At 39.8% G+C, this 20,171-nt stretch carries 12 protein-coding genes; 5 read left to right on the top strand and 7 right to left on the bottom strand.

The genetic code is table 11. The features are described 5' to 3' along the window. From RIC88_RS07515 to RIC88_RS07500, 4 genes are all read left to right on the top strand, one after another. Positions 1 to 760, top strand: a 760-nt coding sequence (locus tag RIC88_RS07515) for a T9SS type A sorting domain-containing protein (protein ID WP_350216914.1), incomplete at its 5' end; no start/stop codon positions are given. A 309-nt stretch (positions 761 to 1,069) separates the two neighbouring features. Next, positions 1,070 to 1,804 carry a hypothetical protein gene (locus RIC88_RS07510; protein ID WP_350216913.1) on the top strand — a complete coding sequence of 245 codons (735 nt, stop codon included), beginning with the start codon at positions 1,070 to 1,072 and terminating at the stop codon, positions 1,802 to 1,804. 15 nt (positions 1,805 to 1,819) lie between these two features. Beyond that, the gene (locus RIC88_RS07505) at positions 1,820 to 10,540 is read left to right on the top strand and encodes a fibronectin type III domain-containing protein (RefSeq protein ID WP_350216912.1); all 8,721 of its coding nucleotides are present in this window, start codon (positions 1,820 to 1,822) and stop codon (positions 10,538 to 10,540) included. Positions 10,541 to 10,557: 17 nt separating this feature from the next. Beyond that, a complete protein-coding gene (locus RIC88_RS07500) occupies positions 10,558 to 11,721 on the top strand; it encodes a caspase family protein (RefSeq protein WP_350216911.1) in 1,164 nt (387 codons plus the stop codon). Between the two features lie 6 nt (positions 11,722 to 11,727). Here RIC88_RS07500 and RIC88_RS07495 read toward each other — a convergent pair whose 3' ends face one another. From RIC88_RS07495 to RIC88_RS07485, 3 genes are all read right to left on the bottom strand, one after another. Further along, positions 11,728 to 12,831, bottom strand: a complete 1,104-nt coding sequence (locus RIC88_RS07495) for a TRAP transporter substrate-binding protein (protein ID WP_350216910.1) — start codon at positions 12,829 to 12,831, stop codon at positions 11,728 to 11,730. A gap of 57 nt (positions 12,832 to 12,888) precedes the next feature. Next, the gene (locus RIC88_RS07490) at positions 12,889 to 13,524 is read right to left on the bottom strand and encodes a hypothetical protein (RefSeq protein WP_350216909.1); all 636 of its coding nucleotides are present in this window, start codon (positions 13,522 to 13,524) and stop codon (positions 12,889 to 12,891) included. 78 nt (positions 13,525 to 13,602) lie between these two features. Next, positions 13,603 to 14,601, bottom strand: a complete 999-nt coding sequence (locus tag RIC88_RS07485) for a pirin family protein (RefSeq protein WP_350216908.1) — start codon at positions 14,599 to 14,601, stop codon at positions 13,603 to 13,605. A 65-nt stretch (positions 14,602 to 14,666) separates the two neighbouring features. On the opposite strand from RIC88_RS07485, the gene RIC88_RS07480 reads away from it, so the two are divergent. After that, positions 14,667 to 15,209 (top strand): LOG family protein, encoded by a 543-nt coding sequence (locus RIC88_RS07480; protein WP_350216907.1) that lies wholly within the window; start codon positions 14,667 to 14,669, stop codon positions 15,207 to 15,209. Here RIC88_RS07480 and RIC88_RS07475 read toward each other — a convergent pair. The 4 genes from RIC88_RS07475 to RIC88_RS07460 all read right to left on the bottom strand — a co-directional run bounded on the left by RIC88_RS07475 (position 15,206) and on the right by RIC88_RS07460 (position 20,160). Continuing rightward, positions 15,206 to 15,586 (bottom strand): hypothetical protein, encoded by a 381-nt coding sequence (locus tag RIC88_RS07475; protein WP_350216906.1) that lies wholly within the window; start codon positions 15,584 to 15,586, stop codon positions 15,206 to 15,208. The genes RIC88_RS07480 and RIC88_RS07475 overlap by 4 nt on opposite strands. Positions 15,587 to 15,721: 135 nt before the next feature. After that, a complete protein-coding gene (locus RIC88_RS07470) occupies positions 15,722 to 17,092 on the bottom strand; it encodes a hypothetical protein (RefSeq protein ID WP_350216905.1) in 1,371 nt (456 codons plus the stop codon). Further along, positions 17,076 to 18,002: a hypothetical protein gene (locus tag RIC88_RS07465; RefSeq protein WP_350216904.1), complete on the bottom strand. Its 927-nt coding sequence runs from the start codon at positions 18,000 to 18,002 to the stop codon at positions 17,076 to 17,078. Before RIC88_RS07465 ends, RIC88_RS07470 begins: the two co-directional genes overlap by 17 nt. Before the next feature lie 4 nt (positions 18,003 to 18,006). Beyond that, the gene (locus RIC88_RS07460; protein ID WP_350216903.1) at positions 18,007 to 20,160 is read right to left on the bottom strand and encodes a hypothetical protein; all 2,154 of its coding nucleotides are present in this window, start codon (positions 20,158 to 20,160) and stop codon (positions 18,007 to 18,009) included. Positions 20,161 to 20,171: the final 11 nt, after the last annotated feature.

Raw genomic sequence — 20,171 nt, 5'->3', positions numbered from 1 at the left:
CAGTGCAGCTCAAATAAATTATAGTGATGTATTTGAAGACGAGGATGGTGATGTGCTTACTATAACAGTTAGCAGCAGTGATGAAACTGTAGTCACTGTAGAAGTAATCGCAAATGATCAAATCCAGATCAATGAAGTGGGCATTGGAACATCGACTATCACTTTGACAGCTAATGATGGGAACGGCGGATCGGTTTCGGATGAGTTTATTGTCACCATAAGTGAGGCTCCAAACAATGCCCCGGTAGTCATTAACCCACTTGATGATCAAACAGGAGTGGAAGAAGGATTCGGTGCTGTGCAAATTAACTACGCTGATGTCTTCGAAGATGCCGATGGTGATATTTTAACCATTACCGTGACTAGCAGTGATGAGGCTGTTGTTACCGTTGAAGTAATTGCAAATAATCAAATCCAGGTCAATGAAGTTGGAATCGGCACAAGTACGATAACGCTGACTGCTGATGACGGTAATGGAGGAACAGTTTCAGATGAGTTCATCTTCACAGTCAATGAAGCTCCTCTTGGAGTGGCCGATCTTGAAGTGAAGATTTATCCAAACCCATCTTCAGATTTTATTTATGTGAAATCTAATGTTGATGTTTCGGTGAGATTGACTGACCTAAATGGAAAAACGATAGAAAGAAAAAGCGGAAGTCAACTTGAGTTTGATATTCAGTCTCTGTCTTCAGGACTGTACATCCTAAGGGTGAGCAATGGTGACCGTTCATCTGATTACAGGATAATCAAGGCAAACTAAGGCAGTCCAGTTATTGTGGGCGCTGACGCGATGGGCCGGTTCGCCCTGTCAAACCGGCCCTTTTTAAAAGCAAACTAAGGCAGCAAACGCTAATGGCGCTTGCGAAGGCCGGCTCCAGGAGTCGGCCTTTTTTGGTTTTAGCGGTCTAAAAATTCCTATTTTTAACAGAATAACATATTGATAACTAGCATTTTATGCAAATTTCATTGTATATTATTGATTATTTTTAGAGAATAATATTGAAACTCGTGCTAATCAGTTTTTTGTGATTAGTGCGCTTTAAATCGTCTATTAAAAAATTAATTAATTATGAAGAGAGTTGTTCAACTACTGATACTTTGGCTATTGACACCACTCCTCCTAAAAAGTCAGGAAGTCCAAATCACCAACATTCAAATGAAGGGTCCTGATGTTATCCTGACCTATAATCTAATAGATGAGCGAATAGATCGTAGTTACTCTATCCATCTCTACAATTCAATTGACAATTTCATTCAGCCGGTTAAGAAAGTATCTGGTGATGTGGGTGTTGATATACCTGTAGGAGCTAATAAAACAATAGTGTGGAAAGCAAAAGATGAACTCGGTGATTTCAACGCTGGATTAAAACTTGAAATAAAAGGACAGCTCTATGTGCCTTTTATAGAGCTGGACGGAATTGAAAAAGGCATGGTCTTCAAGAGAGGGAAGTTTGCAGATTTCCGCTGGACCGGTGGCCGAGGTGATAATATCCTCACGGTTGATCTTTATCAAGGAGATAAATTGGTTAGAGGCCTTGGAGAATTACCAAATACCGGAAACGCCATTTTGAAAATTCCAAATTCAGTCCCTCCGGGAAAAGACTATCGATATAAAGTAAGCGACGAGCGTAACCGGGACGAGGTGGTGTATTCACCAAGTTTTGAAGTAAGGCGAAAATTTCCATTGCTCATCAAGGTTGGCTCTGGAATAACACTTGGCGTATTTAGTTATTACGTCATAAAAAGCCTCATTCCTGTCAATGAGCCAGACATAAGTGGACCACCATTCCCAGGAGAACAATAAAATACAATGAGAAGCATGAAGAAAATTTTTATTCTATTTGGACTGATAGCAGTAATAGACGCCTGGTCTCAGGTGCCAACATATAAATGGAAAGGAGGATCTCAAGTAACTCTTGCCGGACCAAATCTGATTAAGACTGGCCCTGGCCCCAGACAGGGTGCATCATCCTTCACTGACTCTGAAGGTAATTATTGGCTATTTGGCGGTTTTGGCCATGATTTTACAAGTAGTCAGGGGTATATGAATGATCTCTGGAAGTATGACAGAAATTCAGAAGTGTGGACTTGGGTGGATGGTCAAATGTCAACGAATAAGGCAGTGCCAACTTATAACAATTCCCTTGCTTTTGATGGTGTGGATGATTATGTGATCCTTTCAGAAAACCCCTTAAAGTACGATAGCACCTTTACTATTGAGCTTTGGTTCAAAACTAATCAAACAGGAGATTTGATATCCTTTTCCGCAGAGAATACAGGCGATCCAAATCAGGGTTGGGGACTAGCAGTAACGACTAATGAGATTTGGGTAACAAAATTCAATAACCAGATAACCGCAAGTTTCCCAACTGTGTCGTTAACAGACAACCAGTGGCATCATGTAGCCATCACATTTGATCCCGGCGATAACCTGTTTAATGGACAAACCATGACTGCTTATTTAGATGGTCAATTAGTTGGTTCGCAAGGCGTTGGCTTCACTTTCAATCAAAATTTTACAACTCAATTCACCTACATTGGTGCAAATAGAGGAAATGGTACTTCAGATCATTTCAAAGGTCAGATTGATGAGGTTCGATTTTGGAGCTATGTCAGAAATGCCGGAGAAATATTATCCAATCACACCATAGAAATATCCGGAAACGAAGACGGACTTGAAGCATACTATGATTTTAATCAAGGGCAAGCTAACAGCTCAGGAAACTATAATGATGTCGTATTGGATAAAACAGAAAACGAAATAGAAGGCATCAGAAATTCAGAGATATATAGAGAAGGTATTTTCATTGGTAAAATGGCTAAAATGAGAACATGGAGCTATGCATTATCAGAGGTTGAGGTAAAAAATGCAGCTCGATCCTCTGTAACCGGAAGTGAAACAGATTTAGCAATGGCTTACCAATTTGATAACGGAAATGCCTCAATTACACCATATGAAGACAATACTGCGGTAACTTTCTTAAATGATTTGTCGACAGGCGATGATGGTTTTTTGAACAATTTTACGCTTAATGGTACTGGATCTAACTTTGTAGAAGGTGCGTTTAATGTATTGCCGTATTCATATTCGTCTCAGTATGATGGGTCAGGAATTGTTTTAGCGGATTTAAATAATGACACTTTTGATGATGTTGTGACCTCCAATGGGAACAATAATTCTATAAATGTTTTTCTAAATGATCAGAGCGGTCAATTAAACCCAAGAGTTGAACACTCGGTTGGAACAAACGCCAGGGATATAGCCACTGGATTTTTTAACAATGACCTTATACCGGATATTGCAGTAGCAGCCTGGGCAACATCTGGTGATGAAGTAATCCGAGTGTTTTTCGGAAATGGAACAGGAGGTTTCTCTTCATCAAGTGATATTTCACTTCCAATAGATTCAGAGCCCAATGTGGTCAAAACCGCTGACTTTAATGGCGACACTTTTGATGATATAGCCGTTTTATTAAGGGGCGAGCGTTCAATAGAAATTCACTTTGGAGATGGGAATGGTTCCTTTCCAACCTCATCATCAACCAGTCTGGTATATGGGTCGCTTAACAATGGGTTCCTGGTAGACGACTTTAATAGTGATGGATATCCAGATATTGCTGCAACACTGATTGACGACCTGGGAAATAATTGTGGTTACATTGGTACATTTATCAATGATCAAACTGGACTCTTAACGTTAAATTTATTTCCAAATGATGGTGGGTGCCTTTATGCCTCCAGAATTCAAGCTACCGATTTCAATAATGATGGAAACAAAGACATTATTTTAGTTGATGGTTCATCTCTCTTTTCTTTTCGAGGAAATGGTGACGGCACCTTTATAAATCAGGCCAATTTTCTACAAATAGATGATACTCACCACTTCATTTTAGAAGATGTAAATAATGATAACATAAAAGACGTTATTGGCACTTCATGGCAAGATCGAACACTCACTGTCTATTTAGGCAATACTCAAGGTGGATTTGTGAAATCAGAAAAAGTAAGCGTCCCGGGAGACCCAAATGATATCATAGCCGGTGATTTGGACAAAAACGGATATATTGATTTTGCCACTTCCCACTACACAAATTACACAAGTGTGGTGCTCCGAGAAGGAGATTTTTTCACTCAGCCAACGATTACTCCATCCTTAGATTTTGATGGAATAGACGATTACATCGACATCCCGAACTTAAAAGTTTTTGATGGAGATTTTACGATAGAAGGATGGGTAAAAACCGAAGATAACGGACCCATATTTGCTTTCACCAACAATAATCCACTCTCCGAATGGAACACGGGGCATTTCGCTCTTGTCATTAAAAATAGCAGGCTCACTCTCATGATAAATGGATATGGAGATATTGAAGCCTATTCAGAACAAAATATTACGAATGGCGATTGGCACCATGTTGCTGTTTCAATTTCATTTGATGGAGCCGGTAATGAAACAATTGTCCTATATGTAGATGGAATTCAAGTCAGATATGAGTCAGGCTATGACATTGAAAGTGGAATTGATAATGCCAATGGATCATTTTCGGCCAAACTGGGGTATGCAGCTATGGACTTCAAAAATCAACTTGGATCTACCGGTCTATCTCCGAATTCCAATTTCGTTAGTGGTGTTCCGTTTCCTGAAAATTATAGCGGTAGAGCCTATGCAGCTGAGTGGAGTGTAGGGGATGATTTTTACCTTTTTGGTGGTCAGGGTTTAAATGGTATTCATAACTCTATTAGAGTATATAATGCGGTAAGTAAAACGTGGACCACTATAAAAGGAACAGACACGCCCAATGACCCGGGAAGCTATGGCACACTCAACATACCAGATGCCAGCAATACACCTCCTGCCAGATTTATAGTAGATGGAACTTTAGATAGTAATGGAAATTATTGGGTATTTGGTGGTGCTGCATCTGAAAATCCAACAACCTGGTATAACGATCTCTGGGTTTATGATTCGGAAAATAACGAATGGACGTGGCGAGGTGGCTCTCAAAGTGTTAATCAATTACCTGTATACGGCACCCAGGGAGTACCAGACATTTCCAATATTCCGGGGGCAAGAGAAAATCATCTAATTTGGAGTGACGAACTTGGGAATTTATGGCTTTTTGGCGGCTATGGTTTAGATATTAATGGCGCTGTTGGTCACTTAAATGATCTGTGGAAATACTCGATAACTGATGCACAATGGACCTGGCTAGGTGGTAACGATGAGGCTAATCAGGGAGGTACGCATGGTGTTTTAGGAGAGGCTACATCCGGTAGCTATCCTGGAGCAAGAGCTTCAGCACTACAATGGATAAATTCTAATGGAATTGTCTGGATTTTTGGCGGGCAAGGGTATGATAAGTTTGGAGTATCAGCAGAATATCTGAACGACCTATGGAGCTATGATCCTTCTACAAACCAATGGATTTGGCATTCCGGGTCCGATTTTGCAAACAGTACAGGAAGCTACAACGAAACTGGTCTTAGCTCGACAGCATATGTTCCGGGTTCCAGATGGCACGGATCAAATTGGATTGACAATGAAGACAACTTGTATCTATTTGGAGGATACCTATTCAACCAAACGACCACAGGACGTTACAATGATTTTTGGAAATACGAGCCAACCACAAAAGAATGGACCTGGATAAGTGGCGTAAATGCTACTACTGAAATAGATGACATAGGCACCTATGGCGATATTCAAATTGGCAGCAAGCCTTTTCCGGGAGCAAGGCATGGTGGCCTGACCTGGACAGACCCAGCAGGTGATTTCTGGATGTTGGGGGGAGCATTTTTTGGATCATCACGAGGTATGCTTACGGATTTGTGGAAATACGAACCCGAGAAAGATGAGTGGAATTATATACGAGGAAGCACTGAAATGATCCTAAATAATGGTGTGTATGGAGCTCGGGGAATCGGCAATCCGTCAAACGAACCAAGAAGTAGATGGCATGGGTCATCATGGTTAGGTGACGATGGTCGCTTGTGGTTCTTTGGCGGTTTGAATATAAATCAGAGCACTAACAATACAGCCTGGCTGAATGACTTGTGGGTATATGATCCAGCTTCTGATATCTATACTTGGATGGGGGGTAGCTCTGACATAAATGGAGATGCTGTCTATGGAATTAAAGGTCAAGCAAGTGCTGCTCATGTTCCGGGCGCCAGAAGTTCAGCAGCGCAATGGAAAGATGATGAAGGAAATTTTTGGTTATTTGGAGGCTATGAAAGCTTTGAGTATAACAATGACTTGTGGAAATTCAATCCAAACACACTACAATGGACATGGGTAAGTGGAAATAATTTTCAAAATACTCCCGGAACCTACGGTGAACTTGGAGTACCTGATCCGTCCAATGAAATTGGCGCACGGAGATACACTGAAGCTATGGTTGCAAAAGATGGGAATATCTGGATTTTTGGTGGTCAGGGATATGACAGTCAAGGGCAGTTTGGCTATTTAAATGATCTATGGAAATATGATCCAATCACTAATATTTGGACATGGATGGGGGGAAACACCAAGCTTAATTTGATTGGAAATTATGGCACAAAGGGCGTTGCACATCCTGATAATCTACCTCCTTCACGATATGCGCACACCACCTGGGTAGATGACTCTGGCAATCTATGGGTGATGGGAGGAGTAGGTGTTTTTGGAGACAATAACGAGACATCATCCGCAACCTGGCTGAATGACCTGTGGAAATATGACATTAATACAAATCTGTGGACCTGGATTGGTGGAAGTGACTCGAATGAAATTCTAGCTCCGGTCTTTGGAACACAGGATGTTTTTGATGAAAATAATATTATTAGAGCTAGGGAACGAATCCAAAAATTTGAAAAAATAGACAAGAGTTTTTTCCTATTTGGGGGCAGACAAGGAGCTGGATCAAGTTACAATGATTTCTGGGAAATTAAGTTTACCCCGGGTCTTGCAGATATAGATGAACCTAGTGAGGTACTCCAAAATGGATTTGCATTTGGTTATGACGAAGCGTGGACAAGAGAATTCAGACTGCAAGTAGCTCTCTCAGACGATTTCAGCGATACTTTTTATGATGAAAGAAATACTGAAAAAAATGTGGTTATCAATAATCTCACTCCTGGCACCCATTACTATTATCGTATGGATGCCATCAATGAGATTGGCAATTCCGGATTTGGGGCAACCCAACAAGTGCTGACTTTACCGGCAACACCGACATTCGTCTCTCCCGAGGCGGCATTCTCTGATTTAACTTCTACTCAAGTGTATCTGAATTGGGAAGTGACAGAAGGTATTTTGGACGGATATTACATAGACGTGTCTCAGGATCCAACATTCATGGATGCCGCTCTGGTTCATGAAGATTTTGATTCCAAATCGGTTCCTGTCGTAGAAAGTCAGGAAATTTTAAACCTCACTCCCGGCACTAGGTATTACGCACGACTTCAATCATACAATGAATCCGGGGTATCTCCATTTTCACAGGTAGTACCCTTTCTCACTAAACCCGCCACCGTGATCTATCCTGAAGAAGAGGTGACAGACGTCACACAGGTTTCTGCGATAGTCAATTGGGAGCCTGTACCTGAAATTATCAATAATTACAGAATAACCGTTTCCACAGTTGATGATGGATTTGCGGATGAAACGCAGTTTCTTGCAAACTATAACCGAAGAAATGTAACAAAAGATAAGAACTCAATCATCGTTACCGGATTAGCTCCGGGAACCTCCTACTATGCAGTTGTTTCGGCGGTTAATGCATCAGGAGAATCAGAGCAACCATTGAAAATCACAATCCTGACGGCTCCATCATCCCCTGTTTTCGATGTAGAAAGCTCTATTCTTTCCATTACCCAAAATGAAGTAACATTTAGTTGGCAAGCTCCTCAGGGATTCTTTGAAGGCTATTACCTCGAAATATCTACTGATTTTAGCTTTGCAAATACCAACCTAATGTTGGTGGATTATGGACGTGGTGGAATTCCCTTCGAGCTCGAACAGTCTGAGCTTACAACAACAGTGGATGAATTATTACCGGGTCAGACTTACTTCGCAAGAATAAGAGCATTTAACAATGCCGGAGTATCACCTAATTCAAATATTTTGGCTTTCTCAACCGTTCCACGAGCTCCTACTCTGAATGATCCCAACAATATTTCACAGGTTGGAGCATCTATCAACTGGCAGGCAACCCTTGGAGCGGATTTATACCTTATCGATTTAAATGAATCTGATGATTTTGCTGAAGAGACAGCCTTGTTGACAAATTTTCCAGTAGCAGTGCCATTCCAAATATTTGAAAACTTAACTCCGGGAACCCGCTATTATGTCAGAGTTCAATCCAATAACACAAGTGGGAATAGCGGAGATATGGATCCTGCCGATTACGGGTTCGCCAATTTCATAACCATTCCGGCAGACCCAATACTTGATGGGGTAAATGAGTACACCCAAACATCCTTTACAGTCTCATGGCCGGCAGTCGATGGTGCAAGTGCTTATGAGGTAGACGTTTCTGAAAATTTCTTTCAAACCTTTTTAGTTGGCTATAATGGCATCTCTATAGCAGATCCTCAAATTCAAGTAGCTGATCTAGACGCAGGTAGTGAGTATCAAATCAGAGTTCGTGCGAAAAATGAATCCGGTAAGTCAGCCAATGCAGGAATCTTTGATTTGCTTACACTTCCGGGAACTCCTACAGCAAGGGATGCAACCAATTCATCTGCAAGTGTTTTTACTGCCAACTGGGATCCCTCTGCCGGGGCTGACTATTATGCGCTGGAAGTATCCTCTGATAACTTCAATAGCTTTCACTATAATGAGCAATTATCTTCTTCTAATCCCATTCAAATAACCAACCTGACAGCAGGGTTTACTTATAAATATCGAATTAAAGCTGGAAATGCTTCTGGAGAATCTCCATACTCTGGTGAAATAACTGTAGTAGCTCAAAACACATCGCAATCCCTTAGTATTAGTTCTTTAACCTTCAATGAAAAATTTGGAGAAGCTGCCACTTCGGCAGTTGTTAATGTAAAGTTTTCAGGCGGATTGGGTGATCCAAACGTGACCATTAGACACAAGGAAATCTTAAGTAATAACTGGTCAGACCAAAAGCCAATGTCAGAAATATCTCCTACTGAGTTTGAGTTTACAATTCTTTCAAATATGCTAGACGACATAGGAGTGGTTTTTGAAATCTCTGCCGATGATGGTGTAACATTTCTAAAACAAACAAATAATACTATTAAGCGGACTTTCACAGACACGAATAGCGAGTCGCTTCCACTACTAAACCTGGGAGAATGGAGCATGGTTAGTATTCCTTATGTGCTGGATGATAATCTCGTTACATCCATTTTTAACGAATTGGGCGATCTAACCTACAAGAAAAGATGGAGACTCATGACATATCTAGATGGTGAATACCAAGATCAGGGTGTTGGATTCACTAGAATTGATTTAGGGCGTGGATATTGGTTTAATTCTTTGAATGATGTCAAAATCAATGTAGGGGCTGGCCAGACAAACAGTACTATTCCATTCGAAATGGCACTTGCTCAGGGATGGAATCAAATAGGGAATCCATATAATGTCAATATCAATTGGGATAATATACTCGATGACAATAATCTGTCAATCAATATAAGCAAGCTTGTGATTTATGATCCAAATACAAGGGAATTTGAAGAGAGTAGCACACTTGCACCTTTCAAAGGGGCTTTTGTATTTGCTGATCAAGCGGCTACAATTTCTGTAAATCCTATAGACGGATTCGGTGGAGGAAGAAAAACAAATACGGACAATGATTTTACAGGTCATAATTGGAAAAAAACCCTAAGACTGCACAGGGGTGGGTTATCAACTGAAGTAGCTGCAATAGGTATGCATGATGATGGAGAAATGAGTAAGGATCGTTTTGACAAACTGGTCATTCCGAGGTTTGAAAATTACATTGAAATGTACACCCGGGATAATTCCTACTTCTATCCAAAATTCACAAACGATATCAAATCGCATCAAAATGAATATGTATGGAATTTTGACCTAGAATCTAATTATGTTTCTGGATATGTGTCTATTGAATGGAATCCTGAAATTATGAAGAATGGTAGAATTTGGTTAGTGGATGAAGACGGAGGAAGAATTATTGAAATGGATAAACAAGAGAGTTACTCATTCAATTTTGATGGCAACCATCAATTCTCAATTCATTATTCTAATGATCCTGATTATGTTGTAACACCTTCACGATTATCACTAGGAGATGCCTATCCTAATCCGGCTAATTCCATCGCCTATATTCCTATTTCATTGCCTAAAAGCGAAAATCGGTATGAATTACGTTTAGACCTTTTTGATATACAAGGAAAATTGGTGCAAACAATCGTCAGAGGATCATTTGATTCAGGACTTCACATTTTTGAATTGAATGTTGAAAATAATTCAGTACTTAATGACGGTATCTACTTCTATAAAGTGTCATTCGAAAATGGCGGTCTAAAAGACCAGCAAAAGAAAATTTTAATTAAACGTTAATGTTTAAATCAAGTATCATGAAGCTATCACTCTCAATCTCACTGTTTTGTCTGGCTACTTTAGTTAATGGTCAGATTGTTTCATCCAGATCAAATGAAGTACAATTGGATTTCAACAGCAACGCCATTAGTTCCTTCGCACAGATAGAATGGATATCACCACGATTGGAATACACCAATTCGGAAGAAAAGAAGCTTGAGATAAAAGCTAACATCACTTCAGTTAATGCCTTAAAAAGTGTGACACTGCACTTCAAACAAAAGAAAGACGACAAGCCAGTAGCCTCACGAACAGCCTACATTGAAGATGAACACAACACCAATTTTGATCTCACTTTACGCATGCTGGATGGTGATAACTGGATTGAAATAGTTGCCGAAACTAAGTCAGGAGCAATTACTCGTGAGTACAGAAATATCAAAGTGGGTATGGACGCTATTGGTGACGCGGTGATGGCTGACAGACAAGACTATGCACTTCTTTTTGGAATAAATAAGTACGATAATTGGAGCGATTTGGTGAACCCCGGATATGATGTTGAAGCCATCGGTAAGGAGCTAGAAGAAAGATATGGCTTTAAAGTGGAAATTGTGAGGGATGCAGAACAAGATCAGGTGATGACTAAACTTCGTGAGTATGCTCAAATCAATTATAAGCCACAAGACCAGCTATTTATCTTTTTTGCAGGTCATGGACAGTATGATGATGTTTTTGGTGAGGGATTTTTAGTGGCTAAAAATTCATTAAGAAACGATGTGAGCAAGAACTCATATATATCGCATAATAGAATTCGAAGTAACATAAACAATATTCCATGTGAGCATATTTTTCTTGGAATGGATGTATGCTTTGGAGGTACATTTGATCCTTTACTTGCATCTTCCAGATCTGCAGCTTATGAAGTGACCAACGACAGGGAGTACCTTGTTCGAAAACTTTCCAAGAAGACACGAAAGTACTTGACCTCCGGAAGTAAAGAGTATGTTTCTGATGGCGTTGCAGGAAGTCACTCTCCCTTTGCTAGAAATCTGATCGAAGCATTGAAATCCAATGGCGGAGAGGATAGAATTTTGATACTTGATGAAATCAAATCTTATATGGAAAGATTAAAATCTACTCCACGATTTGGGTCTTTTGGGAGCGATGAAAATGGAAGCGATTTTGTATTTATTGCAAGATGATGACTATTACATAATCCGCTCATAAAACACCCGTTCGCTTACATTCATCCACACACTAACATCTTTACGGAATTTGTCAAAAGCCTCGTAGACTTTCTTACTTGGTGCATCATTTTCGCAGAGTTCCGCTAACGCTTCTTTGGTGTAACCTTTCAGAGCTTCCAGTACTTCCACCGGGAATGGAGCGACCGTAACATCAGTCTCATTAATAATCTTCTGTAAATACTGACCATTTTTTGCATCAAACTCTGCCCCCATCCATCGGTTGGTTCGATAGCATGCTGTACGAATGATTTCTTGTAGATCAGTTGGCAGAGCCTCAAATTTTGGCTTGTTGATCATCATCTCCAATGCGGGTCCTGGCTCGTGCCAGCCCGGATAGTAGTAATATTTGGCTACATTATAAAAACCCATCAGGTAATCGTGAAAAGGACCAATCCATTCCGTAGCATCAATAACCCCTCGTTCCAGATTGGTATAAATCTCACCTCCTGAAACCAAAACGGGTGTGCCGCCAGCTTTTTCCAAAACCTTAGCTCCTAATCCGGGAATTCGCATTTTCAGACCTTGAAGATCTTCAATCGTCTTGATTTCTTTTTTGAACCAGCCTGCCATTTGTACCCCTGTGTTTCCACATAGTATCGGTTGAATATTGAAAGGTGCATATAGCTCTTCCCAAAGCTCTGCTCCTCCTCCCGAAATAATCCAGCTGCCCATCTGTTGGGCATTCATTCCAAAAGGTACCGCCGCAAAAAACTGTGCAGCAGGAACTTTACCTGCCCAATAGTAGGCAGCACCATGATTCATTTCCACTGCACCATTGCTAACCGCATCAAAACCTTCAAGCGCCGGGATCAGCTCACCTCCACCATAAACCGTGATCTCCATTCTTCCACCTGACATCTTTTTCACCCAGTCGGCTAAAAGTTTGCAACCCTCTCCTACTACAGGAAAATTAGGTGGCCAGGTGGTCGTCATCTTCCACCGATAGGTGTTGTTGAAATTGATGTAAGGTCCCTGGTTTTTTTCTTCTGGTTTTATGCAGGAAGCAAGACTGGTAGCTCCAGCAGCAGCCAAAACAGATTTAGTAAGGAAATTGCGACGTTTCATGGTGTTAGATTATTTGTGGAACCTATCTAGCGAATTAAACCAATATTGTTGAAAGCATTAACTTCTCTCGTAATGCTCCAAAATCGCATTAAAGGTTTTCTTTCCTACAATGCCAATATTTCGCTCATCGAAATAGCCCGGAGTATAACTATTTAGTTTTTTCTGGAAATCTTCAACAGCAGCTCGCGTACTTTCTACATTTCCGTCTATACTTCCCTTGTAGTACTCTATCCCTTTCAATAAATCCTGTATTAGACTGCAGGCCTCCTGGTTGGCATTACTCACGCGCACGTTGATGTTTCCGCCATTGGTAAGCATATGCTTTTTGAGTCGGAAAAGTTTGTGCATGTAGTGCTGGCTGTCTTTTTCATATTGCTGTGATGTGCTTATAAGCTGACGTATCACCCCTTTCACTTCTTCTTTATTTAAACCATTAGAAAAGTGCGTGTTTGAAATGTCTGTCAGGGAAGTAAAAGAAAGCGAGTTTTCCAGTGAGGCTTTGAGGTTCGAATTTTCCTGCTGACAATCCGCAAATTCACTACTAGTAGCCGAAGAATCGTTCTCAGAATCTTCCCCGGGTTTAAGGGTTAACCATGTCCCTCCTAAGGTTGTAGCCCCAGTTATTGCAGCTACTACTATTGCCTGCTTATAATTGAACCTCGCAACGGTAACGTTAGGGTCTTCATTTGCCATGTTGGTGAGTTTTAAAATGAAGTTAGCAATATTCCATTAATTGGAAAATAACCTGTTCATTTCAAAAGACCTAACCATCTACTTCACTTCTTCTGTCCCATCGGCATGCAATGCAAACCTTCCTTTCTCCCTTGGGTGCACGAACTCATTCTTAGGCCATGGCCAACCACCGAATTGGGTTCGCTGATACTCACGAATGGTGTCATAAATTTCTTCCTGGGTGTTCATCACAAATGGGCCTTGCTGTACTACCGGTTCCCCAATAGGTTTCCCCTGGAGCAATAATAAATGCGCTTCCTCGCCTCCCGCTTTTAAAGTTATCTTTTGATCAGCATGAAGGTCTGCTCCTTGCTGTTCTCTAAGAATTTCCTCACCAATTATAATCTCATTTCCTTTATAAAAATAGATGGATCGATTTACTTCTTTATCTGCAACCGGCAGTTCTAGTTCTCCATTTGCTTTGATCTTAATTAGCCAGACCGCCACTTCGTTCTCAGGATCAGCAGCCCATGAGTCTGGCGTGGTATCCAATGATTTCGTTTCGTTAAAGTCTCCAGCTACAATTGTCACTTCAGCATCATCGGTTTTGTGAACAGTGATGTCTTCCGCCCACAACATTTTATAATGAGGTTCTACAAATTTGCTCCTCTTTGGCAGATTGAGCCAGATTTGAAACAGTAACAATGGATTGTCTTTATCCTCATTAACCAGCGGAAACATTTCAGAATGCAAAACGCCTCTTCCTGCCGTCATCCATTGCACATCGCCCTTTCCAAACCTTCCGGTTGCACCCATACTATCAGAGTGATCCACCAACCCCTCAGGCACAACAGTGATCGTTTCAAAGCCACGATGTGGGTGTTGAGGAAAGCCGGGCACTTTACTTCCATGATACATGCGCCAGCCATCTTTTATAGTGAAGTCCTGCCCGATCATTCTGCCTTTCAAATGTTCAGGGTCTGGCCCCATATCTTCATTCCCTTTGGGGAAAAGGTCTCTGTGATACACGCAAAAAAGAAAAGGATCTTGGGTTTCCCATGGAAAACCGAGCGGCTTGATTTGTTTGATTGCGGACATGATATTTAAAGTTTTAATGTAAACTCTCAAGTGCTGCCTTGAGTTCAAATTCATACTTTTACCACATGAAGCGAATCGCCATTTTCTGTGGATCAAAAATGGGCAAAGACCCAGCTTATGAACAAGCTGCACGGGAGCTGACCAAAGCTTTGGTGAAAAAAGGAATCGAGATCGTGTACGGGGGTGGCGATGTGGGCTTAATGGGTGTGGTGGCTGAAACCGCACTGGAAAACAATGGCATCATCACCGGAGTGATCCCGGACAAACTCTATGAAATGGAGGTCGCCCATACAGGCATCACCAAACTCTACCGAGTGAAAGACATGCACGAACGCAAAGCCTTGATGGCTGACTTATCCGATGGATTCATTGCGCTACCGGGAGGAGTTGGCACACTGGAAGAAATGACAGAAGTTATGACCTGGGCCCAGATCGGTTATCATAATAAGCCTTGTGCATTCTTAAATACCAAAGGTTACTACAATCATTTCATTGCCTTCTTCGATCACATGGAAGAACAAGGATTTTTGTACAAATCGCTACTTGATCAAGCGATTGTGGAGGAGGATGTGGGGAAGTTGGTGGGGAGAATATTCCACTATTTTTAGCCAAAAGGAAATAAAGCCTGAATTAAAGCTGTGGTGTCTTCACTTGGTTTAGCAACCCCACTAATAACTGAGTCAATCATTGTCTCCCAGCCTAAGCCGGCAGTAAAAATTGGAATAACTTGTACAAATTTTGGTCTTTGGTTGTCAAAACTAGATCGATAAACCGCAGGAAATAGAACGGTAGCAATTATTAAGGAAAAAATCAAGAAAGCAGGGCTCGAGTATGCCTCCCCCCAGTTAATAGTGCCATTTTCTCTAAAATATGAAAAAAAAGGTTGAGTAAGTACTCCTAAAAATAATGCAAGCCATTGTGGCCATGTTTTTTCATATACAGTTAGAGTTCGATTTGTGCTTTGAATAAGTCTAAAATATTTCATGGTTTAAGTTTTAAGTTTAATCGATTTTAAAATCTAGGTTCATAAATTTCGATGAGTAGAATTTACTAACATTATTCAACATACAGCTCTATTGATATTTCTGTATTATCATCTGAAATGCTGGCAATCATTGCATCAATTTTTATCAATGATAATAGTATGAGTATTTAATTGATTCGTTGATAGTATTTCACTGCTAGTGCCGTCGATTTCATCATGATTGCTAAGCAAAACACTTCCAATTTTTGATGAAACATTGAAATAGTATTTAAGTTCGTCAAGATTCTGTAATAGCATTCTCCCACCGGAAGTTGTTGTAACTGAATCTGCAATGGCACCATCGCATGATGGTAAGTTTGAATTGAGAAAATCTAGATTAGAATAATAGCAAACTCCTGCGGGAATTGGATTGTTCAATTTATCTGTAATCTGTAATAAAAGGGCAGTATTGCTTCTCCATTCTAATGAAAGATTCAATATTAACGTATCTGTTTCAGGCTGGATGTTATGGTAATCTGAGTAATCATAATACAATGATTGATTGAATTCATTATCGGTAGTCATATTGCTGATTTGGATTCTGTATCTACCGGAATTCACTGGCCCACCGATAAAAAAATTACTGTTGACATCAAGAATTTTGCTTGCTCCAATTTGAATATTGCTAGCATTGACGGGAGTTATTGTAAGCCTTACATCTGAGAAAGATCCTCCACTTGTCCCTGTCAATAGATCAACATAGTCTACAGTTCCTTGAACAAATTTAGTTGCTCCGGTAACTCTATTAAGAGTAATATTTCCTAGATCTACATCGGCATTACTTATAATGACATTGCTCTCGTATTTAAATCTCAACGTATTTCCAGTTTCATAGACGTTTTCTTTTACCAACTCAAATTGCAATTTATAATCTCCGGGTTTTAGAGGACCCAACTCAAAACTTCCACCGGTCTTGGATAGATTCGCACCATTGCCTGAAAGGGCTATGTTAATATTCGCGTCCGTTTCCAAATCACCTGTCAACGGGTCTTCAAACTGGGCATTACCACGGACAAAATATCTTGTTAACTCTACAGATCTAAGTACTATTGTATCAGGTATTACTTGAGAGGATTCGTTTATAACTACGCTTATTCCGGGATGAACATAATCAACCATATACATTTCACCCTCAGAATTGGTATATTCTTTTGTAAGTTTAAAGGCCAGTTCATAAGTCCCATTCTTTAAAGGGCCAAATTGCCATTTACTGCCTGACTTTTCTCTGGCAAGTCCATCAACAACAGTGGGATTGGTAATATAACTGATACTTATAACCGACGAGTCATCTTGTTTTATTTCTCCAGATGCCACATCTAGATATTTAACTGACCCAGCTATCAAATACTTAGCATTAATGATATCATCAGAATCCGGATCGCATGAAACAATCAAGCAGAGAATAAGGATACTTATCGTAACCCAAAATGAAACGAATACTTTAAACGTTTTAAAATTGAATTTCATAGCCTGAATTTTTTAGTTTGTCAACAACTTGATAAATTGGATTGGCTAGCGCAAATTTGTTTGTCTCTCCAGCAAAATGAAGTCCAACCGCCTTGGGGTTAGCCTCATTTGTCACCCACAAAGATCCAGAATCTCCTAAGTCCACATTGAAAGGTTGTCCATCAATTTGGGTGATCTCTAGTTGATCTTCAACCTCATGAGGATCATCTTGCCAAGGGACTGGGAATGTGTGATCCTTTGTCACAGAAACTATTTCACCTATGGCCTTTCCATTGACTCCATATTTAACTACTTCTGTCCCCGTTTTAATATTTTTTTCAAAGCCATAAATTGCTGGTGCGATTTCCAAAATTGATTGATCAATGAGTCGCTTATTATTAGTTCTGGCAAGAGCACAATCAACTGTTTTATTAATAATGCCTATAGATGTTTTAGCTACTTCAAAGAGAATCCCTTTTCTAGGTTGATAAACTGCTTCACCATCATTTGCATCTGCTCTACCATACAGCACATGCCAATTGCTTAAAATATAATAATCGCCAGAAGTCGTATTAATAATAGCTCCAATGGTTCCATACACATCATCATTGTTTCCATTAGCGATCTTTATCCCCCCAATCAAAGGATCGAACTTACTATTTGGATTCCGATGAAGTTGAAAGTCCCTAACTACTACGTCAACGATAATCCCATCAACATCATTAGGAAGTATGCGATGATCCTGCAAAACACTTTTTGCAAACTTTTGCTTAACATAAACTTTGACTGCACACTTGTTGATAGGCTTACCATTTCTTTCCTTATATCCAACAGAGAACCCATCAATATTTGGATCATCTTTATGTTGTGCCTTCAGCTTTTTTAGAGCTTGATGTGCCTTCTCCATCATTGATTTTGATATTCCTCTCATGTTGCTATCCCTCTTTTTTGAAAAATTGATTGTACATGCTTGGAATAAGATTGAAGTTAAATGTCAACCCTACGAAAATTCCTCGTTCAAATGTCTTATCAACATTTGGTGTTGTTGATGATGTCAAATCCTGATTTGCCGAAAGCTGATCAACTTTGGTAAAATGTAACCCATAGACCAATTGAATGTTTCTTACAAATTCGCTACTGAATCCAAGAAATATCTCGTTGGTTGGTTGTGTGAAATCAAATCCTATGGTTGGATTAGGTATCATTTCTGTCCAGCTTGGGGGCCTTTGAATATCCACTTGTTTCCAGTGAACAGTTAAAGCAAGCATAGGAAGAATTCTTGGATCACTTATCTCTTTATGTTCAATAGCAAAGGCTGATCCAGAAGATGCTCCGCTTACCGGTACTTTCATAAAGTGGTTCCTTTTTACAAATGAGCTTACAATTCCAGTAGTAACGTTGAACCGATAAAGGCCTCTTATTTGAGGGTAGACCTCTTTTAATAACAATTTGTTTTTAAGGTCAACCCCTTCAGTAACTTTTCCCTCAGCAGAAGTGGTACGTTTAGGAACATATGTATCAGCCCAGAAACTTACTCTAATCACGGAATTTCTTCGAAAGGTTTTTCCAAAATGTAAAAGCAAGTCTTGGTATATCTTTCCATGTGTACTAACAGAATAGTTGGGTTTGGTTTCAGCATCCTTTTCGTTTGCTGATTGAAGGCTTAATAATTGTGTTGGCTTTCCTTCTAAATCCGATGTAGGCCTAGGCCCATCAATCAAAGAAACACCAAGGCTATCCTTTTCAATTATTGATAATCTGAGGTTATAGTTTGCCCCCTCTAACTTCCTGTATTTATCATCCTTGCCATACTGTCCAATTCGATTCACAATGGCAGCATATACATGATCCTTTTCATTAAGGATTGGGAAATTGCCCATCCTTTTAAGGTCTAGCTGATTAAGATTATTTGCCTTGTCCTCGATACTCTTCCTGTATCCCATTTCATAACCCACAGTCTTAGATTTATTCCCTTTTACAATTGCTCCAAGCTTTAAAACATCTAATGAGGGATTCTCTCCTGCCTTTGGTAATAGTTGTAATTCACTTATTTCCTCCTGCAAATCAAAAATTGATTTAAGTTCCTTTTTCAGGCTATCTCGTTCGGTATTCTTGCTTCGATATTCACTGGTCTTTTTTGCCTCTTCGATAAGTTGATTCTTTTTTATAACATTTCTCGCATCGACAACTGCCTTTAAGGTGCTTCTATTGGTTCGATAAGATGTTTTCGAAGCTAAATGGGGCTTCAGCGATAGCAATCTCCTATAACTTGAAGCAAGGGAAATTGGTGCGCCATCAAGGTAGTAGTTTGACTGGTAAAATTCAATTTGTTTTTCTACCACCTCTATTTCTTTTGTATACCTCTCGATTGCGGTATCTAAGGCATTTATTTCCTGGTTGAGACGCTGCGCTAATCGAATAGAATCGGCATTTTCATTTTCAGCGTACTGTTTTGGGTAGGTATTCAACCAGCTAGTTAATTCATCGATCTTGTTAAATTCTTTTTCATTTTCCACAACAAGTTGTCCAAGCCGCCTTTCTTTATCATTCAAACAGGACTCATCAACTACTTTAGATACTTTTAATAGGTTATAAATGAGAAATGCTTCCTTGTTTTTTGATTGTACATATTCTTCAGTTGTTTTTTGGTTTATATCTCTAAAATCCTCCGAATTAAACGTAGGAATTTTGAAAAATATGTTTCCTCTTGAGTTGACTCTTTCTGCAAAACCATCCGCCTTATGAATAAGAAATGGTTGATCCATTTCTTCAAGATATTTGTATGCAAACACATACTCTTCTGAATCGTCATTGGACAGGTTTTCTATCTCGAAATATACATCTTCTTTGTATCCATATTGAGGAATATTGGAAAGTGTCAACCCATCCTTTCTAAGGATTATTCTCTTGTAAATCTGTGATTGAGTACTTGAAGTAGACCTGACAAATCCTCTGTGATTGCTAATGCAGTTTGATCCTAATGAATTTATAACTGGAGTGTTTTCATCACTAGGTTGATCATTTGAATTTTCTTGAGAATAAGTAATCACTGAAATGAGAAAAAGAAATGCATAAAATTTTACTTTCATAATAGGTTTAT

It is taken from the genome of Ekhidna sp., from assembly GCF_040220215.1.
In the GTDB taxonomy this organism is placed as follows: Bacteria; Bacteroidota; Bacteroidia; order Cytophagales; family Cyclobacteriaceae; genus Ekhidna.
Note: the sequence above shows the minus strand (reverse complement) of the source record. Positions and strands in the feature narration are given on the sequence as shown.